Source organism: Paenibacillus sp. GYB003, from assembly GCF_036577625.1.
In the GTDB taxonomy this organism is placed as follows: Bacteria; Bacillota; Bacilli; order Paenibacillales; family NBRC-103111; genus Paenibacillus_AB.
This window is the reverse complement of the sequence record NZ_JARBDC010000028.1, coordinates 1-25,890: the sequence shown is the minus strand read 5'-3', so window position 1 is coordinate 25,890 and position 25,890 is coordinate 1. Positions and strand designations below refer to the sequence as shown.

The 25,890-nt window shown below is 60.2% G+C and carries 17 protein-coding genes and 1 pseudogene; 7 read left to right on the top strand and 11 right to left on the bottom strand.

Annotated elements, in window-relative coordinates; translation table 11 throughout:
* Positions 1–410: 410 nt before the first annotated feature.
* The 3 genes from PV407_RS10280 to PV407_RS10270 form a co-directional block, all read right to left on the bottom strand.
* Positions 411–2,153, bottom strand: a complete 1,743-nt coding sequence (locus PV407_RS10280; RefSeq protein WP_332089824.1) for a hypothetical protein — start codon at positions 2,151–2,153, stop codon at positions 411–413.
* A 231-nt stretch (positions 2,154–2,384) separates the two neighbouring features.
* Positions 2,385–4,694 (bottom strand): FIMAH domain-containing protein, encoded by a 2,310-nt coding sequence (locus tag PV407_RS10275; protein WP_332089823.1) that lies wholly within the window; start codon positions 4,692–4,694, stop codon positions 2,385–2,387.
* Positions 4,695–4,731: 37 nt separating this feature from the next.
* Positions 4,732–4,935: a hypothetical protein gene (locus PV407_RS10270; RefSeq protein ID WP_332089822.1), complete on the bottom strand. Its 204-nt coding sequence runs from the start codon at positions 4,933–4,935 to the stop codon at positions 4,732–4,734.
* 312 nt (positions 4,936–5,247) lie between these two features.
* On the opposite strand from PV407_RS10270, the gene PV407_RS10265 reads away from it, so the two are divergent.
* Together PV407_RS10265 and PV407_RS10260 are read left to right on the top strand one after the other, a co-directional pair.
* Entirely contained in the window at positions 5,248–6,678 is a 1,431-nt protein-coding gene (locus PV407_RS10265; RefSeq protein WP_332089821.1) for an extracellular solute-binding protein, read from the top strand.
* The gene (locus PV407_RS10260; RefSeq protein WP_332089862.1) at positions 6,675–7,436 is read left to right on the top strand and encodes a class I SAM-dependent methyltransferase; all 762 of its coding nucleotides are present in this window, start codon (positions 6,675–6,677) and stop codon (positions 7,434–7,436) included. The genes PV407_RS10265 and PV407_RS10260 overlap by 4 nt, the downstream gene beginning before the upstream one ends.
* 25 nt (positions 7,437–7,461) lie before the next feature.
* On the opposite strand, the gene phnE is transcribed toward PV407_RS10260, so the two are convergent.
* Together phnE and phnC are read right to left on the bottom strand one after the other, a co-directional pair.
* The gene (gene phnE / locus PV407_RS29520; protein WP_442951642.1) at positions 7,462–9,003 is read right to left on the bottom strand and encodes a phosphonate ABC transporter, permease protein PhnE; all 1,542 of its coding nucleotides are present in this window, start codon (positions 9,001–9,003) and stop codon (positions 7,462–7,464) included.
* Between the two features lie 32 nt (positions 9,004–9,035).
* Positions 9,036–9,809 (bottom strand): phosphonate ABC transporter ATP-binding protein, encoded by a 774-nt coding sequence (gene phnC / locus PV407_RS10245; protein WP_332089820.1) that lies wholly within the window; start codon positions 9,807–9,809, stop codon positions 9,036–9,038.
* A 327-nt stretch (positions 9,810–10,136) separates the two neighbouring features.
* Between phnC and PV407_RS10240 the strand changes: the two genes are divergently transcribed.
* The 4 genes from PV407_RS10240 to PV407_RS10225 all read left to right on the top strand — a co-directional run bounded on the left by PV407_RS10240 (position 10,137) and on the right by PV407_RS10225 (position 14,778).
* Entirely contained in the window at positions 10,137–11,204 is a 1,068-nt protein-coding gene (locus PV407_RS10240; RefSeq protein ID WP_332089819.1) for a LacI family DNA-binding transcriptional regulator, read from the top strand.
* Between the two features lie 30 nt (positions 11,205–11,234).
* Positions 11,235–12,896, top strand: coding sequence for an extracellular solute-binding protein (locus PV407_RS10235; protein ID WP_332089818.1), 1,662 nt, complete (start codon positions 11,235–11,237; stop codon positions 12,894–12,896).
* 88 nt (positions 12,897–12,984) lie between these two features.
* A complete protein-coding gene (locus tag PV407_RS10230) occupies positions 12,985–13,875 on the top strand; it encodes an ABC transporter permease (RefSeq protein WP_332089817.1) in 891 nt (296 codons plus the stop codon).
* 18 nt (positions 13,876–13,893) lie between these two features.
* Positions 13,894–14,778: a carbohydrate ABC transporter permease gene (locus tag PV407_RS10225; RefSeq protein WP_332089816.1), complete on the top strand. Its 885-nt coding sequence runs from the start codon at positions 13,894–13,896 to the stop codon at positions 14,776–14,778.
* A 188-nt stretch (positions 14,779–14,966) separates the two neighbouring features.
* On the opposite strand, the gene PV407_RS10220 is transcribed toward PV407_RS10225, so the two are convergent.
* From PV407_RS10220 to PV407_RS10195, 6 genes and pseudogenes are all read right to left on the bottom strand, one after another.
* Complete coding sequence (locus tag PV407_RS10220) at positions 14,967–16,349, bottom strand: ABC transporter substrate-binding protein (protein WP_332089815.1); 1,383 nt, start codon at positions 16,347–16,349, stop codon at positions 14,967–14,969.
* A 400-nt stretch (positions 16,350–16,749) separates the two neighbouring features.
* Positions 16,750–16,914: pseudogene (locus PV407_RS10215) on the bottom strand (HAD-IC family P-type ATPase); the annotation flags it as partial.
* 389 nt (positions 16,915–17,303) lie between these two features.
* Positions 17,304–18,830 carry an extracellular solute-binding protein gene (locus PV407_RS10210; protein ID WP_332089814.1) on the bottom strand — a complete coding sequence of 509 codons (1,527 nt, stop codon included), beginning with the start codon at positions 18,828–18,830 and terminating at the stop codon, positions 17,304–17,306.
* 43 nt (positions 18,831–18,873) lie between these two features.
* A complete protein-coding gene (locus PV407_RS10205) occupies positions 18,874–19,746 on the bottom strand; it encodes a carbohydrate ABC transporter permease (RefSeq protein WP_332089813.1) in 873 nt (290 codons plus the stop codon).
* A 31-nt stretch (positions 19,747–19,777) separates the two neighbouring features.
* On the bottom strand, positions 19,778–20,671 hold the full coding sequence (locus PV407_RS10200; RefSeq protein ID WP_332089860.1) for an ABC transporter permease: 894 nt from the start codon (positions 20,669–20,671) through the stop codon (positions 19,778–19,780).
* Between the two features lie 700 nt (positions 20,672–21,371).
* On the bottom strand, positions 21,372–23,717 hold the full coding sequence (locus tag PV407_RS10195; RefSeq protein ID WP_332089812.1) for a helix-turn-helix transcriptional regulator: 2,346 nt from the start codon (positions 23,715–23,717) through the stop codon (positions 21,372–21,374).
* A 226-nt stretch (positions 23,718–23,943) separates the two neighbouring features.
* On the opposite strand from PV407_RS10195, the gene PV407_RS10190 reads away from it, so the two are divergent.
* The coding region (locus tag PV407_RS10190) for a DNA topoisomerase 3 (protein ID WP_332089811.1) at positions 23,944–25,890 on the top strand (1,947 nt) is incomplete at its 3' end.

The following is a 25,890-nucleotide window of genomic DNA, read 5'->3' as shown; positions in this document are numbered from 1 at the left end:
GGCGTTTTCGCCGGCCTGCTGCGCCGGATAGCGCTCTTTCGCACACTATCCGCGCCGACAACCGCACTCGCCCCGCCTCTTCGGCGCCGATAATGCGCTTTCGCGCACTATCCCGGCGTTTTCACCGGCCTGCCGCGCCATATAGTGCTCTTTCGCGCACTATCCGCGCCGACAACCGCGCTCGACCCGCCGCTTCGGCGCCGATAATGCGCTTTCGCGCACTATCCCGGCGTTTTCGCCGGCCTGCTGCGCCGGATAGCGCTCTTTCCCACACTATCCGCGCCAGCACTCGCACTCGCCCCGCCGCTTCGGCGCCGATAAAAAAACACCCCGCCGGCATAACCGCGGGGGGTGAAAATCCGATTCGATTCGCGGCATAAATAGTTGACAGTGCGAACCTTACTGTAACGTTACGGCTGCGCATCCGGAAGCGGAACGAGCGCGACGCTCCAGCGGACCGTCCCGCCGGCCTTCAGCGGGCCGGACGCCCGAACGCGCACCTTCGCGGATACGCCGCTGACCGACAGCAGGGAGCGGTTCAGCTCCATGTCCGGCGCGCCCGTTCCTTCATACCGGAGCGCATAGCGGCGAAGCCCGGTCTGCAGCAGCAGCTCCCGGTCGCCGCCCGTCGCGATGCGCAGCGCGTCGCGGCCGTCGTGGACGACCAGCGGCAGCACGTGGCCCACGTCCTTCAACGGCTGCTTCGCTTCGACGACGTACGTCCACGTCACGCCGCCGTCGCCGATCGCGATCGTCTTCTCGCAGCGCAGAACGTCGTTCTCGAAGCGCATCGTCAGCCCGCCCGCGGCTTCCGCGGTCTCGACGTTCTCCGTCATATCGGGAACGTGGACGATGCCGGCTTCGTCGGTCGCCGCGCAGCCTTCCCAGACATCGTCGCGATCCGCTTCGCCGCCGAATTTGCGCGATGCGGACAGCCGCGGCTCGGCGATCGGCAGGGTGCGTCCGGCGTGACGGAAATGGAAGCCCTGCATCGCCGGCGCGTACTTCCGGTTGTGCATGCGCAGCGTGCAGCCGAAAAAATGCGCGCCGTCGCGGTAAAACGCGTACCCGCTGTCCGAATCGACGAAAGCCGGCGCGCCTTCCGCTTCGAGCCGCCCCTCCGGCCGCTCGGGCAGGCGGATGCCGCGCTCCAGCACGCGCTCCGCCACGGCAATGCCGGTCAGCCCGAGCAGGTTGTACATGTTCAAATGCGTGTACGTCTCGAAGCCGACCCGCAGCGAGTGGGGCAGCCGATTCGGCGTGCAGCCGTACGTTCCGTCGTCATGCTCGTAAGGGAGCCAGTTCCGGTAAGCGTCCCGGGCGGTCGCCCCGTATTCGCCGTCCGGGGCGGTATAGGCGAGCAGCGCGGTTAACGCGCCCCACGTAAACATTTGGTACCCGCTCCGCTCGACCATGGCGAACGCGCCGTCCGGCGTGATCGACCGCCGCATCCATTGCATCCCCTTGCGGACGATGTCGTCGGCCTCAAGGCGATACGGCTCGAGCCGGTCCGGCCAGCGTTCGATCACCGCCGAAGCGCTCGCCAGCAAAAACAGCGTGAACGCATGGTAGGCGATCGGCATGCCGTCGTGGCTGGCCTGCTCCGTCACCTCGTCGTTAATAAAGCCGGAGGCGAGCTGCGCGTTTGCGATGAACGCCAGCCGATGCTGAAGCAGCCCGGGATCGGCTTTTTTCAGGCCGAGCGCGTCGGCGAACAGCTCCATCGCCCATTGCAGGGCGGCGCAGTTCGTATTGACGACGGGGCAGTCGTCCTCGTACGCCCCGAGCGTCTTCCCGAACCGCCCGGCTAGGCGGATGCGGTCCTGCTCCGGCGCGAGCAGCAGCGCCATCAGCCCGTAATGGTACAGAAACACCCGGCAAAACGGGGTCACCCCGCTTTTGTCGCCGAGCAGCTCCGTCGTGCGGGCGAGCATCGTCTCCAGCAGCCCGGCGGCTTCGTCGCCATCCCCCGCCCGGCAAACGGCGGCGAGGACGGCGGCCGCGTTGGCGGGGGCGTAATTTTCGCTGTACACGGTTTCGTAAGGGTCGGGCAGCTTGCCGTCCGGCGTCGTCCATCCGCGGATGACGGGGACGTAACGCCGCAGCGTCTCGCGCATCGCGGCGGCCACCGCCGCCTGTTCGGCACGTTCCATTCGCAAACTCACTCCTAGTCGTCCCGCCGCCCGGGCGAAAGGCCAAGCGGCGCCGCGCGGCTCCGTGCGAACCGACGCGGCGCCGACGGGCGGCTGCGGACGTTATGATGGTGCCGTCGCAAGCGATCGGCTGAACCTTGCACTATTGTCCATTCGCTTTCAGGTTCGCGATTTCCTTCTCGGCCATCCCGGGAAGTCCCACGCCGCTCGACACCGTTATGCCGGCCGCCGTTATCCCCCTTTCGCCGATCCGTCCCCCGCCGCCCCTTGCAAAAGGAGGGCGATTTCGTTCAATTTGGCCGAAAGCGCGCCGCGTACCGGTTCGCTCGTCCAGTCGCCGCCCTGCTTCACGGAATCGGCGGCCTTGTTCGCGAAGTGCGCCGCCTGCTCCCGCCGTCCCGCCTGCCAGTGATGGACCGCCTGCCGCAAATCGTTGCTCGTCTGCTTGTAGAGCGGCTCCGCAAGCTCGCCTGCCTTATAAAACGCCTCGACGCTTTCCCGGGCGCCGGCCAGCGCCAGATCCGGATTCGTATACGTCCACAGCTCGTGCCGCTTGCCCTCGATACCCGATCGCATGTACAAACGGCCGTCCGTATCCTGCGCCAAATTGGAAAATTGCCGCGTATCGTCCAATATCGTCACCCGCTTCGTTCCGCCGTCGATACGGAAAAACACGCCGCGCGCCGTTCCGTATACGTTGCCGTCTTTGCCCGTCGTCATAAAGGCGTCCGACCATACGGTGCCGGCGTAGCGCACCGGCATCACCTCGTGCGTTTCTTTCACCGATCGGGTCGCCGGATCGAAAATGAACAGCACGCCCTCGTCGAAGCCCCAAATGTTGCCGTCCGGGCCGACGATCACCGACGTGACGGCCTGCTTGCCGGGCACGGGGACGAGCTCCAGCTCCTTTTGCCCGGTCGCCGCGTCCCAGACGAACAGCTTCCCTTCCTTCGCCGTCGGAGCCGGCGCGCCGTAAGCGCCCCAAATCGAGGTGCCCCCGTACACTTTGCCGTCTTTGTAGGCGAGCGTAATAATGCTTTGATCCTGCACCAAATTGCGGTGCGTCTGCAGCGATTTCGTCGCCGTATCGTAGACGGCGAACGCACCCCCGAGCTGGCCGTATTGCGGAACGGTGCCCATGAAAAGCTTGCCGAGCTCCGCCGCGCCGACGATGCCGAACGGACGGTCCTGCAAGCTGTCGGCCGGCAGTCTGGCGATTTCGGCGGGGTTCCCGGTTCCGACGGGGCGGGACGTATCGAATGCCCCCAGGCGCGCTTGCGGGTAAATCCCGAAGTAAAGCACGTCTCCGATGGCGGCGATGCCTTCGGCTTGGCTGAGTCCGAGCGAACCCGGCTCCATGGCGCCGGTCGCCGGATTATAAATGCCGACTCCGCCCTGAATGCCCGACGCGTACACCCGCCCGTCCGGTCCGCCCGCGATCGAACGGATTTCGATCGGCTGACCCGGCACGTCGATCGGTTGGCCCCGATGCTTGGCGGCCGCGAAATCGTACGTAACCGCGGCATTGTACCCCGCCCACGCGGACAACGTGTAGGCCGGCGCCTGCGGAGTGCCGGTCGGGATCAGCCTCGCCGATTTCCAGCCGTTATATTTGCCGAAGCGAAAAACGGGCTCGGTTTTTTTCGCCGCGATGTCGTAGGCGTGGACGTAGGCATCCCCCGGGGTGAACAAGTACGCCTTCGTTCCGTCGGGGGACGGAAGCACTTGGGCCGATACGCCGTCTCGCGTATATTCGATCGTTTTCGTCAGCTTATCCATTACGATCAGTTTGGACGATTTGTTCAGCTGGATGAACAGCTTGCCGCCGATCACCTCGATGCTGTTCGGATATTCCTCCGTGGCCAGAGACGCCGGCATCCGGTTGGCGGACACGCTGCCCGTCGCCGGATCGAATTCGACCAGCTTGTTGCTCGTTCCCGTCCCGACGTAAAACAGCCCGCGTTCGGCATCGTAGGCGGTCGCCCTTACGTATTTCTCGCCCGGCACGAGCGTGCCGAAGCTGCGGAAGGCGCCGGTCGCCGGATCGTACTCGAACATTTTGCCGCCCGGGTACGTGCCGCCGTACAGCTTGCCTCCCGGCCCGTTCGACAAGCCGTAAATATACGTCTCGCCCGCGATCGGTTTGCCGAGCGATTCGAGCGCATCGCTTCCCGGCACGTAGCGGAACAGCTCCGCCGATCCCGTCGTGCCGATATACACGTTTCCGTCGCTGCCGGTCAGCATGGACGGAGCGCTGGACGTTCCGGGGATTTCGATCACTTTGTCCACCTGCAGCGTAAGCGCGTGAACGGAAACGAACTGCGCCGGAGAGCCGTTCACGGAGGCGCTCAGGTAGGGCGTTCCGTCCGGGCCGTCAAACGGCGCGCCTCCGACGCCGACAACCCGCTTGAGCGGCGTGCCGAGCATCTCGTACGCCCCGGATAGCGCATCCTCCGCGGCCGCCGGCTTCGCTCCCGCCGTCGCGCCGAATCCGAGCATAAAGGCGAGGACGCACGTCCCCATCGTTTTGGACCATTTCATCTTGAATTCTTCCTCCTTTGAAAAACTGCAATCGCTTTCAAATCGAGTGTCTGCTGCGTTCGCAGCAACGATCGCCGTTCCCGGCCGGACTGAGCCGGAAAGAGGCACGGCCTCCAATGCCGTCGGAACGGTCGCAGCGGATGACCATGCCCATCGTTTGCTCCTCGAAGCCGACCGAATCGGGGAGCGGCGCGGCGCTTTCGGCCATGATCGCGCCTCCTCCGGCAACGATGACGCGCAAAGCTTCCCCCTCCATCTTCTCGATTCGACCACAAACGAATCTAAATGAGCTGTATGTGTATGTAATTGTTTGTAGTACGTATCTGATTGAATTATATCGACGAAAAGGAAGCGCTGTCAACGAAAAATACCGCCAGCCCGTAGCTTCCCGCCGCTCCGACGGCGGCCCGCATCGTGAGCGGACGTTGCGCGCCTTGACCTGCCGAGAGTGACATCCGGCTTCGTTTTCTTTATAATAGGGGGTATGATTGCGGCGCTTCGACAGCACGATCGAACGCACCAGATACGAACCAGTCATTCGGGAGGAACCAAGGTGAGTCGGAGAACAAGGCAGTCCGTCCTGCGGGCGAAATTGGACGACATGATCGTCGGCATCCGCGAGCAAATCAGGAGCGGGAAGCTGAACGACGGGGATTTTTTGCCTTCGGAGACGGAGCTGGCGGAACGGTACGACATCAGCAAGCATTCCGTCCGGAAAGGGCTCGACCTGCTCGTCGCGCAAGGCTACGTGGAGAAAGCGCCGAGAATCGGGAATAAAGCGAAACGCCCGGAGCCGAAGCCTCCCGTCGCGCTCCGTTTCGGCTATTACCCCTCCATGCGGAAGCAAGCCGCGTTGGGCGAGCTCGTCCAGCTGTACCGGCAGCGGCATCCGGAAATCGGCGTGGAGCTGATCCCGATTCCGTTCAAGTTCGACGATCTTCATTTGATGCAGCACTATTTGGAATCCGGCCTGATCGACGTCGCCATGTTCAACCAGCTGAGCTTCGCGGAGCTTCACGAATCCGGCCGGCTGAAGGAGCTCCTGGAGCCCCTGCAGCCGCCCGACGACTTGTATCCGTTTTTGCCGCCGGCGTTCGAAGCGGGCGGACGGCTGCACGCCCTGCCCTTCGTCTTTTCTCCCGTCGTGCTCGGATACAACAAAGATCATTTCGCCGAATACGATCTGCCCGAGCCGGACAGCGGCTGGACGTGGAGCGACCTGCTGCGCGTGGCGGCGGAAATCGGCCGGGAACACAAGCGCGTCGGCTTTTACTATCACGCGCTGTCCGACAACCGTTGGCCGATCTTTCTGCTCCAAAGCGGGGAGCCTTTCCGTGCGGGAGACGCCGGCCGCATCGACTTTTCCGCCCCGGCGGTGCGGGAAGCGATCCGGACGAGCCGGGATATTTTGAACGAACAAGGCTTGACCTCGCTTTTGTCCCAAAGCGACGGAGAAGCGGAGGAGCTGTTCCGCGGCGGAAAAGCGACAATGATTATGACGACGTATTTCGGGCTGAACCTGCTCGCCGACGCTCCGTTCCGGTTCGACATCGCGCCGCTGCCGGCGCTGCGGACGAACCATACGCTGAATCTCGTCGTGGGGCTGGCGGTATCGGCCAAGTCGCCCCGCAAGGAGGAGGCCGGTCGATTGGTCCGCGAGCTGACCTCGATGGATTACCAGAGCTTAATCCGCCGCCGAACGCTCAGCATCCCGGCGCTCAAAAAAGCGGCCGAGCGCGGCCTCGCCCCGGATCACCCGGCTCCGGCCCGCGAGCCGTCGCGGTTTATGCTGTACCGGGAAATTATACGCAGCTTCCGGCTTCATTCCGATCTGCAGCTGTCGAACGACGCGTTGAAACGGATGCGCAGCGAGCTGAAGCTGTATTGGGCGGGCGTCACCGATTTGGACGCCTGCTGCCGTGCCTTGGAGGAGACGCTGGCGGCGCCAAACCAGCCTGTACAAGAGGAGTTGCAAGGAAGATGAAGCAAAACAAATATGACGATGCGACTTTCTTCGCCGCGTACGAAAAAATGCCAAGATCGGTCAGAGGACTTGAAGCTGCGGGAGAGTGGCATGTATTTCAAGCATTGATGCCGGATTTTCGGGACAAACACGTGCTCGATTTAGGCTGCGGCTTCGGCTGGCATTGCCGATATGCCCGCGAGCGGCAAGCAAGCTCCGTGACGGGAGTGGACATTTCCGAAAACATGCTGCAAAAGGCTCGCGAAATGACGGACGACCCGCTGATTACCTATATCAAAATGCCGATTGAAGAGATCGACTTTCCGGACGCCCATTTCGATGCGGTGATCAGCTCGTTGTCGCTGCACTACGTCGAACCGTTCGAGTCGGTTTGCAAAAAAGTATACGATTGCCTCAAAGCGGATGGGTCTTTTGTTTTTTCGGTCGAGCACCCCATCTTCACTTCGCTTCAAGGACAAGATTGGTATTATGACGACCGGGGGAACCGACTGCATTGGCCGGTCGACAACTATCAATCGGAAGGGGTGCGCGAAACGTCGTTTTTGACCGGCAATGAGATCAAATATCACCGTACGATTTCGACCTATATGAACGTCTTGATTAACGCCGGCTTCGGCATAACAGCAGTCATGGAGCCCGCCCCGTCCGATGCGATGCTGGAGGCGATGCCCGAGATGAAGGATGAAACCCGAAGGCCCATGTTTTTAATAGTCTCGGCGGTAAAAAAGCCCCTACCATTCGCATTCGCCGAACGGTAGAGGCCGAGTCTTTCGATCGCCCGCCCTATACGATCCGCTTCCGCAAAGAGCCGGAAATGTAGTCGATGAGCGAGACGGTGACGATAATGCCGATCAGGATGATGCCGACGCGCGGCCAGCTGTAGCCGTTGATCGCGAAAATGAGCGGCGTGCCGATGCCGCCGGCCCCGATAATGCCGAGCAGCGTCGCCGAACGGACGTTGATCTCGAACCGGTACAGCGCGTACGACAAAAAGTCCGGCAGCACCTGCGGAACGACCGCGAACGCGAGCGTCTGCCAGCGGTTGGCGCCGCAGGCGGTCAGCGCCTCGGTCGGCCCCATGTCCATGTTTTCGATCGCTTCGGCGTACAGCTTGCCGAGCATGCCGACGGAATGGACGCCGAGCGCCAGCACGCCGGCGAACGCGCCCGGTCCGACCGCCTTGATGAAGATGATCGCCATGATCACCTCCGGCACCGTGCGGATGATGCTGAGCACGATTTTGCCGCTGCCCGACACGAGCCGGGAACGGCTCATGTTGGCCGCCGCCCAGAAGGCGAGCGGCACGCAGACGACCATCGAGACGATGTTGCCGAGATACGAGATCGACAGCGTCAGCAGCAGGTTGCGGACCAGGTCTTCGCCCTCCGGCAGCCAGACGTAGTTCCAATCGGGGTGCAGCAGCCCTTTGATCATCGCCTTGGACATCACTTTGGCCGTTTCCTGAATGCCCTGGAACTCGAGCCCTTGCAGCGACCAGAGGACGAGCAGCACGGCGACGACGATGCCGGCGATCCAGCCCGTACGGCCGGCCGCCGGCGACAGCGGCCGCTTCGTCCCTTTCAGCAGCAGCGTGCGGATGCGCGTGCTGATCGTGTCGATGACGATGACGACGACGAGCGTCATCAGGATGAGCACGAACGCCTGGTCGTAGCGGAACAGGTCGAGCACGTTTTTGAGCAGCAGCCCGATGCCGCCGGCGCCGACCAAGCCGAGTATGGCGGACGCGCGGATGCTCACCTCGAACGTGTACAGCAAATGCGCGAGAAACGTCGGCGCCACCTGCGGCAGCACCCCGAAGCGGATCCACTGCAGCTTGTTCGCGCCCACGGCGGTCATCGCTTCGAGCGGGCCGGGATCGATCGCCTCGACCGACTCGTAGGCGAGCTTCGAAATGATGCCGTACGTGAAGAAAAAGAGCGCGAGCGTACCGGCCGTCGGACCGAACCCGACGACGACCGCGAACAGCGCCGCGTACAGCAGGTCCGGAATCGTCCGCAGCAGGTTCATGATCATGCGTGCCGGAAGCGACAGCCAAGGCGTGCGCGTCACGTTGCGCGCGGCGAGCAGCGCCGTCGGAAAGGCGAACAGCGCCCCGAGCAGCGTGCCGATGATCGCCATTTGCAGCGTTTCTTTCATCGGCTTCCATACTTTCGGGGTAAACGACCAATCCGGCGGAAACATTTCTTTGATAAACGCCCCTATTTGCGGCATTCCGGTAAACAGCTTCGTCAGCGTCGCCTCCGTCTGGTAGACGCTGCCGACGAACAGCACGAGCAGCACGACGAGCCAGCTGTACAGCTTCATGCGCGAAGGGCGGGGAACGGTGCCGGGCGTCTTCAATGCGCAGCGCCTCCCAACAGCTCGTCCTTCTTGATCGCGCGGCCGTATATGTTCGAGAACGCCTCGTCGGTCGCCTCCGCCACCGGCCCGTCGAACACGACTTGGCCGGCCCGAAGCCCGATAATTCGGGTGGCGTATTCGCGCGCCAGGTCGATGAAATGCAAATTGACGATCGTCGTAATGCCGAGCTCCTGATTGATCCGCTTCAAATCGTCCATAACCTGTCTCGTCGTCAGCGGGTCAAGCGACGCCACCGGCTCGTCCGCCAAAATGATCGTCGCCTCCTGCGCCAGCGCCCGGGCGATCGATACGCGCTGCTGCTGGCCTCCGGACAGCTGATCGGCGCGCACGTACGCCTTCTCCAAAATGTTGACGCGCTCCAGCGCCTTCAGCGCCAGCTCGACGTCCCGCTTCGGAAACATCGCGAACAGCGTCCGCAGCGTCGAATGGTAGCCGACCCTTCCGGACAGCACGTTGCGCAGCACCGTCGACCGTTTGACCAGGTTGAAGCTTTGGAATATCATGCCGATGCCGCGGCGCATTTTGCGCAGGCTCTCGCCTTTCGCGGCCGTGATCGACTTGCCGTCGATCAAAATCTCCCCTTCGGTTATGTCGTGCAGCCGGTTGATCGACCGGAGCATCGTCGACTTCCCGGCGCCGGACAAGCCGACGATGACGACGAATTCGCCTTTGCCGATCGTCAGATTGATATCGTTTAGGCCGATCGTCCCGTTTGCGTATACTTTTTTCACATGCCTGAATTCGATCATCGCGCATTCAATCCTTCTCGCCTCGATTTCACCACATCGGACATCATTCGACATGTCCCGGTTCGATTCCTTTGCATGACATAAAATTTACAATGCGCCGCCCGTCCTTTCCCTAGTATGGTCCACATCGGCAAAACGGCAAACGTGCGAGGCCCAACCTCGGCGCCGTTAAACCGGTTTCGCGATTTTGCCCCGCGAACGTATCATGAAGCGCTTCCGAACTTAATACAATATCAACATCCGCCTAACATTCCGTTTATAAAACCGGTTTAATGTGAAAGAAACGGTCAGGTTACCGAATTTCGCGAAGAGCAAGGAGGAGGGTACTTGGCAACGATCGACGACGTAGCCGCGGCGGCCGGCGTTTCGAAGAGCACCGTATCCAGCGTGTTCAGCCAAAAACGGCCGATCAGCAAAGAAGTGACGGAACGGGTGCTCGACGCCGCCCGCCAATTGAACTACAAGCCGAACTATTGGGCGAGAAGCCTCGCGAGCAAGACGACGCGCATCATCGGACTGAACATGCCGGGCGAGTCGGTCAAATTCAGCCTGTTTCACCTTTCGCTGCTCAACGGGGTGCTTAGCGAATGCAATGCGAACGGTTACCGTCTTCTCGTCAATCCGTTGTCCGGAACGTATTTGAACGAAGTGCCGCATTTGTCGTCGGAGCCGGTGGACGGCGACATTTTGCTGGACCCGGTCGAGAACGATTCGCGCATCGCCGACCGGCTTCGGCAAAGCCTTCCTCTCGTCGTAGTCGGCCGGCCTCCCGGCGACTTCGAGTCGAAGGTGTGCTACGTGGACAACGACAACGTGGCGAACGGGCGGCAGGTCACCGACTATTTGCTTCGTCTCGGACATACGCGCATCCTGTTTCTGAACGCGTCCGCCGGCAAAACGGTTTCCGCCGACCGCGGGCTCGGCTACAGGCGCTCGCTGGAGGAGGCCGGCATCCCGTTCGACCCGCAGCTGCTCGTCCACAAAGATCCGGCCGCGACGACGTCCGCGTTCGGCTACTCCGTCGCCAAATCGTTGCTGCAGCGGCGCCCGGACGTGACGGCGGTCATCGCCGACACGGACAAAATGGCGCTGGGCGTTTACAAAGCGGCGGCGGAGCTCGGAATCGCCATCCCGGACGATTTGTCGGTCATCGCGTTCAGCGACGAGTCGGTGTTCGCCGCCGAATTCGTCCCGCCGCTGACCGGCGTCAAGCTGAACAGCGAGGAGCTCGGCCGTGAAGCCGCGAAGCTGCTTATCGAGCGCTGCGCATCGGGCAACCCGTCGGTGAAACGGGCGCTCATCCCGACCGAAATGGTCGAACGCGGCTCGTGCGGTCCGGCGTCGCCCGGAGCGGCCGGGCGCCGATGCGAACGCGGCGGCGATGCTTTACCTTGAGGGACCAATACGTTTGCTGGAGGGACCTGTATGAAATACGCGAAAACGCTCGTGATGGCGGCCGCCTTGGCCGCGTTCGCTTCCGCCTGCGGAGGCGAAGGCCCGGGGGCGGACGGCGGAGCGGGCCAAAAGCCCGGCGCCGCCGAAGCGACGAACCCGCCCGCCAAAATCGACCCGTACCGGATGCCGAATCCGATCGAGGTGACCACGTTCAAAAGCGTCAGCGCCGGCGCCAAGCTGGCGGCGGGAGACACGGTCGAAAACAACCAGTATACGCGCTACATCAAGGACAAGACGAACATTGACGTTAAAATATTATGGTACGCCTCGGGCCCCGACTTCGACCAAAAGTCGAAGCTGTCCATCGCCAGCGGCGACATCCCGGATATGCTGCTGGTCGACGAAGCGACGTTTTTGTCGCTCGCCGAAGCGGGCCAGCTCGAAGATTTGAGCAAAGCTTACGAGCGGTACGCCGCCCCGCTCACGAAGGAGCTGTACGCGTCGACGGGCAACAAGGCGCTCGAAAAAGCGACGTACCAAGGCAAATTGATGGCCATCCCGAACATCAGCGTGCAGGCCGACGCGGCCAGCATGCTCTGGGTGCGCAAAGATTGGCTCGACAAGCTCGGCCTGCAGCCGCCGAAGACGGTCGACGACATCGCGGCGATCGCCAAGGCGTTCGTGGAGCGCGATCCGGACGGCAACGGCAAAGCGGATACGATCGGCCTGACCGGCTCGAGCGGCATCAACGTCCCCGGCAAGGCGGGCCATCATAATTGGAAAGGGCTGTTTCTCGCCTACAACGCGTATCCGTCCAACTGGATCAAGGACGGCTCCGGCAAAATCGTGTACGGCTCGATCCTGCCGGAAACGAAGCAGGCGCTCGGCAAGCTGCGCGACATGTACGCCGCCGGACTGATCGACAAAGAATTCGCCCTGCGCAAAGATTTGAACCAGCCGGTCATTGGCGGGCAGGCGGGGATGTTTTTCGGGCCTTGGTGGTCGGGCGGCATCGTCGCCGACACGATGACGAACAACCCGAAGGCCGAGTTCGAGCCTTATCTCATTCCCGACGCGAAGGGCCGGTACAACAACCTGATGGTGCCGGTGAGCAACCGCTTTCTTATCGTGAAGAAAGGGATGAAGCATCCCGAGGCGGCCGTCGTTTACGCCAATACGTTCGTCGCCGCCCAGCGGAAGACCGACCCCGACTCGCTCAAGCTCGACTTCACGATCAGCGCCGAATATTGGCCGATCGGCAACGCCACGTACGATTACGCCGACGCGGTCGAACGGAAGGCCGATACGCTGAAAAAAGCGCTGAACGGCGAAATCAAGCCGGAGCAGCTCAATTCGGAGATGAAGGCGCTGTATGACAATGCGATGATCGACAAAGCGAATCCGAAGGCGGATTTGAAGGCGTGGCGCGCGTTTTACGGCTATACGACTCCCGCCGAGCTGCTGAGGCGGAGCATGAATCAAGTGTACAGCGAATATACGGCGACGACGAAGACGATGGAACGGAAATGGGCGAACCTGCAAAAGCTCGAGACGGAATCGTTTCTCAAAATCGTCATGGGCGAGGCGCCGCTCGATTCGTTCGACAAATTCGTAACCGATTGGAAGGCGCAGGGCGGCGACGAAATTACGAAGGAAGTGCAGGACGAAGTGAACAAATCCAAAGGCAAGTAACGGGCGCCGGGGGCGCCGGGGGCGCCGCCGCCGGTGCGGACGGCGGGCCCTCGCTCGTCCCGGCCGCTGCTTGGAGGAGAACCGGACCATGAACGTCAAATCGTTCCACAAGCATTACCACCTGATGCTGCTGCCCGGCGTCGTCCTGCTGATCGTGTTTCACGTCGTGCCGATGTTCGGCATCGTCATCGCCTTCCAGGATTTCAAAATCGGCAGAGGCATCTGGAACTCGGAATGGATCGGGCTGGAAAACTTCGCTTACTTGTTCGAGATCCGCGACGGCAAAGTCATCTTTTTCAACACCGTCTTTATCGCGTTGAGCAAAATCGTCGCGCATCTCGTCGTTCCGCTCGTTTTCGCGCTGCTGCTCAACGAAGTGCGGATGATGGCGGTAAAGCGCTGGGTGCAAACCGTCGTCTATTTGCCCCATTTTATTTCGTGGGTCATTTTGGCCGGCATCGTCATCGACATGCTGTCGCTCGGCGGCATCGTCAATCAGACGCTGAAATCACTCGGCTTCGAGCCGATTCTGTTCCTCGCGAGCAACGCCTGGTTTCCGGCGATCGTCGTCGGCAGCGATATTTGGAAGGAGTTCGGCTTCGCCGCCATCGTCTATTTGGCCGCGCTGGCCGGGATCAATCCGTCGCTGTACGAGGCCGCCGAGATGGACGGAGCCGGGCGCTTCCAGCAGCTGCTCTACATTACGCTCCCTTCGCTCGCCTCCACGGTCGTGCTGCTCGGAACGCTCAGCATCGGCAACATTTTGAACGCCGGCTTCGATCAAATATTCAACCTGTACAATCCGCTCGTCTACGATTCCGGCGACATTATCGACACGTACGTATATCGCGTCGGTCTCGTCCAGGCCCAATACGGCTTCGCCACGGCCGTCAGCCTGCTCAAATCGGCGATCGGCTTCGTTCTGATCGTGATCTCGTACCGTCTCGCGTACAAGTACGCGAATTACCGGATTTTTTGAAGAAAGCGGTGAACCGTCGTGGTCCGCAACCGAACCGTATCCGCCCGTCTGTCCGAGGCGGCGCTGCTCGCCGTCATGCTGCTCCTCTCGTTCGTTTCGCTCGGCCCGGTCCTGCATACGGTCGCCGTCTCGTTCAGCGACAACGCGGCCGCGGCCGGCGGCTTCGTCAAGCTGTGGCCGAAAGGCTTCACCCTGGAGTCGTACCGCAAAATTATGGAGGAGCCGCACTTCGTCCATTCGTTTTACGTATCCGTCAAACGCGTGCTGCTCGGAGGGGCGATCAACTTCGCGCTGACCGTCCTGATGGCGTATCCGCTCTCGCAAAGTCCGAAGCATTTTCCGTACCGGAACGCCTACATGTGGTTTTTGCTCGTGACGATGCTGTTCAGCGGCGGCATCATCCCGCTCTACTTGACCGTCAAGGCGCTCGGCCTGTTCAATACGATTTGGGCGCTCGTGCTTCCGGGCGCGGTGCCGGTGTTCAACGTCATTTTGCTGATGAACTTTTTCCGCAATATGCCGAAGGAGCTGAGCGAAGCCGGCTATATGGACGGCGCCGGCCCGTGGTACATGCTCGTTGCCGTGTTCATACCGCTGTCGCTGCCTTCGCTCGCCACGGTGACGCTGTTCAGCATCGTCGGCCATTGGAACGCGTTTTTCGACGGGCTTATCTTTATGCGCAGCGTGGAGCAATATCCGCTTCAGACATACATTCAGCAGCTCGTCGTGCAGATCAACATCCAGGAGCTCGACTCGACCCAGGCGGCGCTGCTGGAGAAAATTTCCGAGAAGACGCTGAACGCGGCCAAAATCGTCGTATCGATGGTGCCGATTCTCGTCGTCTACCCGTTTCTGCAAAAATATTTCATCCACGGCATCATGCTCGGCTCCGTCAAGGAATAGCGCCGTTTATCCAAAGCAAAAAAGCGGCGTCCGGCCACCTATCTTCTCTTCCGGATACATGGGGAGACGCTGCTGTTATAATTGGTTACACCATAATGAAGCTGCCGGCGGATGATCGGCGGCTTTGCTGCGTTAACGGGCGGTTTTTTTTTCGATCATCAAAGAAATAGTTCGCCAGTCCCGTTGCTTCATTTGCCAAGTGTGCTTATTTTCTGGTTTGCCGATTCCTCCGCTTCACGCAAAGCGGTATTGATGTCGTTCTTGCCGGCCACTACGTTATAGAAGGCGGTGTTCAAGGCGCCCGTTGCGGCGGAATAAAGCGGGTCAACCGGAATGCTTTCGCCGTATATCCTCGGTACCAGCCCTTTAGCGTTTCTGCCTTTCAAATATTGCGAATCCTTTCCGATTGTATCCAGGAAGGAGCGATTCTTGATGACAGGTACGGCTCCGTCAGTCCGGGCTGCGTCCAGTTGGGCGCTCTCCTCCAGCAAAGCGGCGATGGCCAAGAACGCGATTTCCCGATTCGGACTCGTCTTGGATATAAAATAGCCATACGGGCTCGAATTCGGACCTGCATTCGGCATGTCGCCGAAGTAGGGGAATGTGGCAATATCCCATCTCATGCCATCCCCATTTTGGTGGAGTATATTATAGATGGTGTTGTTGCCGACCTGGATCGCGATATTTCGATCCTTGTAAAATTGAATGTATGATTTTCCGTAGTTGGCCAGGTCGTTGTTCGCGGCTTGATTCCCCGAGATCGTAGCCATCGGCACGATGCGCTCCATCATTTTCTTCCAATGATCCGTATGGAGCGTTGCTTTTCTTGTCTGCGTATTTACCAAGCCGGGCAACTTCTCGTTTACATACAGCATGTTGGATATATTGAGTCCGAGCCCGTAATAAGGCGTGCCGCCGTCGGAACGAGTCAATTTTTTAGCGGTTTCGAAAACTTGTTCCCATGTCATATTGTCGGTCAAATAAGGAACGCCGAATTTATCGAACAGATCTTTGTTATAGTAAAGTGCGGTGGAGTTTATTTTGACGGGAAGGCCCGGTAAAATCCCATTGCCCGCAAATGTGTACGCATTGATTGCGTTCGGTTCGACTTTGCTCAAATCCACCTTGTGTTTCTTTATGAGGTCGGATAAATCATCCATTAGACCGACATCCCGAAGTTTGGCCACACCGGATTGCGTATCGCCGAAAAAGTCGACATTCGTTTTTGTAGCGATAATATCGGCCAGCGTAGTGCCCTTTTTGTTTTGAAGAAATTTGAACGTAATATTCGGGTATTTCTTCTGAATACGCGCCCCGTCTCCTTCGCGAAAACCTTGTTCTATATCATCGTCGTACATATAGTAAAACGTCAGTTCCACCTTCTCCTTCGTCCAATCTTTCGTTGCGGCTGCGGCCGCTTCCGGCTGCTTCGCATCCGGAGCTTTGTCTGCGGAGCCCGGCGTAGCGTTTCCTCCGCTGCATGAGGCGACGAGCAGGGCGACGACCGGCAGCGTTGCCGCCGCCGAACACGCCGATCGTTTGCCGGCACGGAACGTTTTGTTTACTTTCATACACATCTCCCTCTTCTCTTTTTGTGTCATCTACGTACACAACCAATGGATCAGGCGATGATCTTGTTGAAAGCGCTAACATTTATTTTTAGCATAGCGGTTTCATTTTGAAAAATCTTTGGATTTTACGACAATAAATTTGCACCATTGTCATATAAAACCAACATTTTAATGAGGTTAAATGCTATCGAAGACTTCTGCGATCGATGTCCCAGGCGCCGCTCATTCGGCCCTATTTACCTCCTCGCGCAGCTGCAGTTCGCCGAATGATCAATTCAAACCCGGCGCCAGCGATTCGTAAACCCGGAAGCCGCAGCTGAAACGGTGCTCAAACTCCCTTTCAAAAAACGAAAAAGGAGCTCCCGCGTAGGAACTCCTCCACTATCGTACCCCGTTAGTTCATTGCGGTGTCCGTGCCGGCTCCGCCCATCGCGATGCCAAGGTCGGAGGTCGCAAGCGCAGGTGCGTCGTTGATGCCGTCCCCTACCATCGCGACCTTATGGCCTTCCTCTTGCAGCCGTTTGACGGCGGCGGCCTTGTCTTCGGGCATGAGCTCCGCAACGTGGAATCGACGAAGCGTTCCGAGTATTGCGCCATGATTGGATTCGAAATAGATAGCAGTCCTTGAAGTCTCTTAACCGAACAGGATCCTCCATTTCAAACAATTAGCGGTCTTTTGGGACTCCTAATGAAACAAATTCGCTACGCAGAGACGATTTCGGCCGATTTCGGAGGAAATAAGCGTCCCAAACGTCTGCTATTTTTGCAAAAAATACGTTTTCCGGCAAAAATAAAGGGTCCAAAGGATCGCTATCCTTTGCAGTACCCGCACGGTTTCAGAATGATGCCGTCGTAGAAAAAAAGCCGGCGGCCCGGCGATCCGCCGGTTGCCGGCTTCATCGCAGGGCCGCCGCCCTTCCTCCCTCGCACGTCCCATCCGCCTGAACGCTGGCGTTATTTTTTCCGCAGCTTCAAGTACGACTCCTTGTACTCGGCCATAATTTTATCCCCGCCGGCTTTTTTCCATTTGGCGATTTCGTCCTGGTAGCCGGCCTCGTCGATTTTGCCCATAATGAATTTCGTCTGGGCGTCGTTGATCTGCTGCTCCAGCTCCTGGCCGCGCTCGGAAAACGTCGCCGACGTCAGCGTCAGCGCCGGGTTGGAGACGATATATTTGATGCCGTCCGCCTCCATCTTCGTCCCCTTCTCCCCGATCGGCACGTCCTTGAGCGGAGCGACGTTGTACCCTTCGAGCACGGGCAAATTGTCCCGGTACGGCTTCACCTCGCGCTGGAAAACGTTGAAGCCGTCGCCGATAAACTCGGTCCGGTTGTCGCTCGTCTTGGCGAAATGCGTCCCTTCGATGCCGCGCAGCAGCAGCGTCGACATGTCCGGGTCCATCAGCTTGTCGAGGAAGGCGAGCACCCGCTTCAGCTCGGCCTCCGTCTTGACGGACGACTTCGGGACGACGAGGAAGCCGTTGTTGCCGTTCTCCGACGAAATGCGGATGCCTTGCGGCCCTTCGAAGCTCGCCACGTCGACGACGGCGGTCGGCGCCGTCTTGCTTAGCCGGTCCTGCTGGCTTTTGCCGTTCGTCGCCACGGCGAACCGGACGCCGACGCGGCTCGTGTCGAACAGCTTCTCCGCCTCGGTCGCGTCGAGCACGGCGAAGTCCTGGTTGATCAGCTTTTCCTCGTACAGCCGGCGGAACAGCTTCAGCACGTCGGCGAACTCTTTCGTCATAAATTCCGGCGTGAAATTGCCGTCCTTGTCGACGCCCCATTTGTTGACGCCGCCCATCGCCACGGCGAGCCGGGTAAGCATCGAGGCCGCGCCCTGGTTGTACGTTTTGTTCAGCACGATGCCGTACGTGTCGTTTTTGCCGTTTTTGTCCGGATCGTTCAGCGTGAGCGCCCGCAGCGTATCGTACCAGCCGTCGATCGTTTTCGGAATCTTGAGGCCGAGCTGGTCGAGCCAGTCTTTGCGGTAGACGATCGCCCCGCGCCCCATGTTGCGGTACAGCGGAATGCCGTACATTTTCCCTTCGACCGAAATGTTTTGAAAAAACTGCTCGTTTTGGGCGGCGATGTTTTTGTAATTTTTAAGCAGCGGCCCGATTTCCCAAAACAGCTGCGACTCGATCGCGTTGACGACGTTCGGGGTTTGGTTCACCTTCAGCAGCTTGGGCATTTCGTTCGACGCCAGCATGACGTTCACTTTGTCGTTGAAGGCGGCGCTCGGAATCCATTGGATGTCCAGCTTCGTATTCGTATACTTCTCGATCGCCTGCTCGACGGCGTTGCCCTTCGCCGGAATGTCCCCGACCTGGGCGATCGCGATGCTGAGCTGGAGCGGGGCTTCCGTGCCGGACGGCGCGGCCCCCTGCCCTCCTTCCGGTCCGGCCGGTTTGCCGCACGCCGCGGTCAGCAGCGAAACCGCGACGACGGCCGAGGATACGAGCGCGAGCTTGTTCTTTTTCATGGAAAACGACCTCCCCGATATGGCGCGCATACGGCGCGCGGGTTTACCCTTTAACGGAACCGAGCATGACGCCTTTGGCAAAATGCTTTTGCAGAAACGGGTAGATGACGATGATCGGCAGAGTGGCGAAGACGATGACCGCCATCTTGATCGTGAGCGGCTGGATGTACATCTCCTCGATGCTCGTATCGCCGATCCGGCTGCTGGCGTTGATGACGATTTCCCGCAGCAGCACCTGAACCGGCCATTTCGAATTGTCGTTAATGTACATGACGGCCTGAAAGTACCGGTTCCAATGGTCGACCGCGTAAAACAGCGCGAACGTCGCGATCGCCGGCAGCGAGAGCGGAAGCACGATCCGGACCAGGATGCCGACGTCGTTGCAGCCGTCGATTTTCGCCGAATCTTCCAGCCCTTCGGGGATTTGCTGAAAAAAGTTTTTGAGGATGATCAGATTGAACGCGCTGATCGCCGTCGGAATCATGAGCGACCACAGCGTGTCGATCATATGCAGCGATTTGACGACGTAATACGTCGGGATCAGTCCGCCGCTGAACAGCATCGTGAAGACGATGCCGAGCATCATCCATTTCCGCCCCCGCAGGTGGCGCCGGGACAACGGATACGCGAGCAGCGACGTAAGCACCAGATTGATCAGCGTTCCGAGCGCCGTCACATAGACGGAGATGCCCATGCTGCGGACGAGCGTGTTCGTCGAAAAAATGTATTCGTACGCCGCCAGCGAAAATTCCTTCGGGTACAGGATGAATCCTCCCTGCGCGACGATATGCGGGGCCGTGAACGAAACGGCCAGCACGTACAGAAACGGAACGATGCAGACGAGCGCGATCAGGACGAGCAGCGCGCCGTTGAACCAGTCGAACAGCCGGTTGCCCCACGTTTTGTCGTACGTCATGCGATTTCTCTCCTTTCGCCGCCGGTCGGCATCAGTAGATGCCTTCTTCCCCGAATCGTTTCGCCAGCCAGTTGCCGGAGACGACGAGCAGAAGGCCGACGAGCGATTTGAACAAGCCTACGGCCGCGCTGTAGCTGAACTGGCCTTGGGTAAGCCCTTTCACGTATACGTACGTATCGAACACTTCCCCGACCTCGCGGTTCGTCGCGGTCAGCATAAGGAAAATATGCTCGAACCCGGAGTCCAGAAAGTTGCCGAGCCGCAAAATGAACAGGATGACGATCGTGCTGCGAATCGCCGGCAGCGTGATGTGCCACAGCTGCCGCCATCGGCCCGCGCCGTCCATGCGCGCCGCCTCGTACAGCTGCAAATCGACGCCGGCCAGCGCGGCGAGGAAGATGATCGTGCCCCAGCCGACCTCCTTCCAGATCGTCTGGCTGACGATCATCGTGCGGAACCATTCCGGCTCGAGCAGAAACGGAATTTTTTCGCCCGTCGCGCCGTACAGCAGCTCGTTGACCGCTCCGCCCTCGGTCGTGAACAGCATGTAGAAAATGCCGACGACGACGACCCAGGAGACGAAGTGGGGAACGTACACGAGCGTCTGGATAAACCGTTTGAACTTTTCCCGGCGCACCTCGTTCAGCATCAGCGCAAGCACGATCGGCAGCGGGAAGAAGAAGACGAGATTGTATACCGCGAGAATGAACGTGTTGCGAAACAGCATCCAAAATTGGTCTTCGCCGAAAAACCGCGCGAAATGCTTGAAGCCGACGAACGGGCTGTTCCAGAAGCCGAGATGCGGCTTGAAATCCTGGAACGCCATGACGATACCATACATCGGCACGTATTTGAAGACGAGGAAGTAGACGATGCCCGGCAGCGCCATCAAGTACAGCCAGCGATCCTTGACGACGTCTTTCATCCACTGCGTTCCGCCGGACGCTTCGGATCGGCTTGCGGCTTCGCGCGGCGGCGCGGCCGCGTCGGGTTGCGCGTTCATGGGGACCCTCCTTTCGGTTTCGTTGGCGTTGCCTTGCGTCCATTATCGGTCCCCTTGCCGGAACATGCTATGCACCAAATGCAACCAAATTCCGGCCGCGCTGCGAAACGGTAACGGCGGCGCAGCCTGCCTCCCGCGGCGTTTACCGTTTTTAACCCGCCGTTATCCGGATTTAACCTCGCTTGCCGGGCCTGAAATACGAAAAAACCGTCCGGTACGCCGGACGGTCCGTTTAGGCTTGACGATAAACAACACGACATCCAAGGCGGTCCGTGATCGTTCCGCGCCGTGCCCATTCCTTTCGAACTCCTGAGAACTGCTTCATGCGGCTCAACGAATCGAGCGATCGTTATCGGAGCCGAATGCGGGGGCGCGAATTGGCTTACGAACTCCAGTATCGCTATTGCCGGCAAATCGGATCGTTTTCTTCCATTTTGGGCTGGATAGCGATATCCGGATTCGTTAGCCTCAAAAACGGTCGTTTTTTCCGCCGATAAGCATCCTACGATTCGTTCCATCCCGCAGCGGCCGACACGGATCCCGGTTGCCGGGCGATCCCTGAGAAAGACCGCCGGAACTAACGGTCTTTCTGTGCAAACCGATCCTTTTTGCTCGAAGCGTATTACTTGTTGAACCTCTCCCGGTACTGCCCCGGCGTCATCCCGACGACTTTGCGGAACATGCGGATAAACGCCGTCGTGTTCGAGTAGTTCAGCTTCTCCGCGACTTCCGACAGCCGCATCGTCGTCGTCTCCAGCCATTCCTTCGCCACGTTCATCCGGTATTCCGCCAAATACTCGCTGAACGTGACGCCCGTCTCCTTCTTGAACACGCGGCTCAAGTAGACCGGATGGAAATTCAGCTCCGCGGCGCATCCTTCGAGCGTAATGTCCTGATCGTACCGCTCCTCGACGAGCCGGATCATCCGGCCGACGATGCTGACGTACTGCGTCTCCGCTTGCCGGTTCAAAAAATCGATGATCGGCGCGAGCAAATCCCGCTTGAACCAATCGGCGATATCCTCCGGCGTATTCCGCTTCGTCAGCTGCCTGTACGAGCCCGGCTCGCCGACTACGGCGTGCACGAGCCCGCCCCGCTCCTGGACGACCTGATACAGCCGCGAGACGAGCTGCATGAGCAGGACGGAATACTCGTTCGCGCCCACGTTGCGCTCCGCCAGCTCCGCCATGTACTCGTCGAACAGCTCCGTCGCTTTGTCCGGCCGATCCGACTTAAGCGCTTTCGCAAGCCGCTCCTCGATCGCCTTCAGCTGCGCGTACGCCGCCGCGGCGATGCCGCCCTGCCCGGTCCGCACGTCGCCGTAATGGACGATGATGCCCGTGCCCAAAAAGATGCGGCTGCTGAGCGCCTCCAGCCCCTCGTTGTAGCCGCGGACCGCCTCCGTCGGCTTCATGAACGGCCGGCTGATGCCGATGCTGACGTGCACCTGCAAAAATTCGTACACTTTCGCCTGAATATGCTCCGCGTACCGGTAATAATACGCCCGCAGCTCGCGTTCGTCCTCCAGCTCGCTCGTCACGAGCGTCACCTGCGACTGGTCGAGCAGGACGGGGCTGAACCGGTGGCCGGCGGGGATGAGCTCCGACACCATGTTGTGGATCGAGAACAGCAGCAGCTCTTTGTCGGGGTCGCGGTAGCGGGTGTCGTGCAGCGTGTCGATCTGCAGCGTCAGCACCGCCAGCCGCTTCCAGCCGGTCGGAAACCCGTACAGCTGGCTGCGGTACGCGAAGTCGCTCTCCGACAGCTGCCCGGCGAACAGCTTCAGCATCAAAAATTCGTTCAGCTGCGTGAACTGCACCTGCATTTGCTGCTTCAGCTGCTGGCCGGCGCTGAACAGCGTCCGGAACCGCTCCTCCATCGAGCGGAATTCGTCCCGGCCGCCCGGATCGCCGATTTGAACCGCTTTCGTAAATTCGGCGAGCCGCCGGATCGGCGAATACATGCGGCGGCTGACGAGCAGCGCCAAAATGCCGACGACGGCGAGAATGACGCTGCAGGCGACGAACGTCGCGACGGCGATTTTACGGGTTTGCTGCGTCAGCTGCTCCATGGAGACGGCCGATACGTAGATCAATCCGTTATAGCCGGAGCCGCGGTACGAAAACATCGTTTCCCGTCCCCCGACGTCGTCGACCAGAAAGCCGGTCGACGTCCCCGCCCGCGAGGCGGCCTCGGCGATCCGTCCGTTCACCCGCGCATAGTCGCCGCCCGGGTCGCCCAGCATGTTCAAAAAATCGGTTCCTTCGCGGCTGAGCGCGTACAGCTCGCCCATTCGGCCGGAGTCGGCCTCGAGCAGCGAACGGAATTGCGTTTTCAGCATTTCGATGATCAAATAGCCTTTCGGCTGCTGCGTGAACGGCAAGATCGGCAGCTTATACACCATCCGGATCGTCTGCTTCGGGGCGGCCCCCATTTCGCCGTCCGCCGATTCGGCGCTTTCGGCCGCGCCCGCCGCCGGAGCGATGTCCCAGAACAAATTGTTCGGGCGCTTCGCGTACTGCTCGAGCTGATGCCGGAGCGGGGATTGCGACAGCGGGGTCACGGACGTGAAGCTCATGACCCAGTCGTGCTCGCTGCCGACCAAATAGCCGCCGCTCATTCCGGAAAGCGTTTGCAAATTGTAAAGTCCGGTATACAAATTGCGCACTCTTATAAAATCGGCCACATCGAGCGGACCGTTCAGCGCCGCCGTCACCTGGGGCGAGTTGGCGTACTGCATCGCGGTCAGCTCCAGCGTCTTCATCATCTGCTCCACGCGCATTTGCGTCTGCAGCAGGACTTGGCCGCTGCTCTCCTTCATCTTCTGCTCGACGTCTCCCGAGGCCGTATAGTACGAATACAAACCCAATGCGAGAACGGGAACCGCGCCGATCAGCACGCCGAACGCGAGCAGCAGCAGCATATAGCGCGGGACGGCGCGGAATGGGACTCTCCAGCGGGCGGGCATACGGGCATCGACCGTCCTTTCCGTCGTGATGGCGCCGCTTCCGTCGCGGAACCGGGCTTCTTTTCTTCAACTTATCACTGCGCCCGGGAATATGCAACAACCTGGACTCATTCGCTTGTCCCTTCATTCCGTCGTCCTCCCCGGCCGCCGTTTGTGGTACTATGGAAATGACCGAGCGGCGAATCCGAACGGGTTCGCCGGATTTTGTTACCGGAGGAAGCATGCTTTGAAGACGCTGATTATCGCCGAAAAACCGGACATGGGGCGCAATATCGCCGCCGCGATCGAGCCGAAGGCCGTCAACAAACGGACCTACCTGGAAGGGCGGCAGTACGTCATTACGTGGGCGATCGGACATTTGATCGGACTGGCGGAGCCCGACCTGTACGACGACAAATATAAAAAGTGGAATTTGAACGACCTGCCGATTATTCCCGATACGTTCAAGCTGCTGCCGAACCCGCGCACGAAGGACCAGCTGAAGGTGATCGCCGAGCTGGCCAAACAGTGCGGCGACATCGTCAACGCCTGCGACGCCGGGCGCGAGGGGCAGCTGATTTTCGCCTACATCCAGCAGCATTTGAAGCTTCGCCATCCGGTGAGGCGGCTGTGGATTTCGGACCTGACGCCGGAGACGATCCGCCGCGGCTTCGCCGAGCTGAAGGACGGCAGCGCGTACGAGCCGCTGACGCGGGCCGCCCGGGCGCGGAGCGAGGCGGACTGGCTGATCGGCATGAACGGCTCGCGCGCGTTTACGACGAAGCATAACGAGCTGCTGTCGGTCGGGCGCGTGCAGACGCCGGTATTGGCGCTGCTGTACGACCGGCAAAAGCAGATCGAGCAGTTTTCGTCGACCAAGTTTTACGAGGTGGAGGCGCATTTCGACCAGCGGGAGACGGCTTATCGCGGGCTGTGGCAGGGAGAGCGGCTGACCGACAAGGAGAAGGCGGAGGCGCTCGCCGCCAAGGTGAAGGACAAGCCGGGCCGCATTTCGAGCTACGAGGTCAAGGATACGAAGGAATACCCGTTCCGTCTGTACGATTTGACGCTGCTGCAGCGGGACGCGAACGCGCGATTCGGCTTTTCCGCCAAAAAAACGCTGGACGTCGCGCAGTCGCTCTACGAGAAGCATAAAGTGATTTCGTACCCGCGGACGAACTCCAATTACGTGAACGAGCAAAACATTCCCGAAATGCACCGCGCGCTCGATTCGCTTCGGGGGACGCCGTACGAGACGCTGGCGGCCGGCGCGAACAAGCAGCTCGTGCACAAAAACAACAAGGCGGTATGCAACCCGGCCAAGGTCGAGGATCACCACGCCATTTTGCCGACGGGAAAACGGGCCGGGTCGCTGTCGCCCGAGGAGCAGAAGCTGTACGATTTGATCATCCGCCGCTTTTTGTCCCACTTTTATCCGCCCGCCGAATATAAGGTGCATACGGTGCTGACGGAGGTCGAGCGGGAAACGTTCAAAACGACGATCAAGCAGCTCGTCAGCCTGGGCTGGAAAACGGTATACGAGGACGACAAGCACGCGCCGAAGGATACCGGCAAAACGTCCGGCGGCAAATCGGCGGAAGGCAAGGACGGCAAAGACGGGGAAGGCGACGGACCGAGCGAGCCCGAGGAGGAGCTGGTCGATACGCCGTTCTCGCTCGCGCCGGACGAGCCGGTGCACTGCCGCGACTCGGCGGCGAAGGAGAAAGAAACGCAGCCGCCGAAGCCGTACACGGAAGGAACGCTGCTGAAGGCGATGGAAAGCGCCGGCAAGCAGCTCGAGGACGAGGAGCTGCGCGACGCGATGAAAGATTCGGGGCTCGGCACGCCGGCGACGCGGGCGGCGATCATCGAGCGGCTGAAAAACGTCGGCTACGTGACGATGCAGGGCAAGCGGATCGCGATTACGCAGAAGGGCCGGTCGGCCGTCGAGCTGATCCGCGGCGCCGGCGTCGAGCTGCTGACGTCGCCGGAGATGACCGGGCAGTGGGAGCGGCGGCTGCACGAAATTTCCCGCGGGCAAGCGTCCGACGCGGCGTTCATGGAGAACGTGAAGAAGTTCACGCGCTCCATCGTCGAGAAGGTGCGCGCCCAGCCGCGCGCGGCCAAAGCCGCCTTCGAGCCCGCGCAGGCCGCCGCCGGCGAAGGCGGCGGCAAGGGCAGGGCGCGCGGGGCG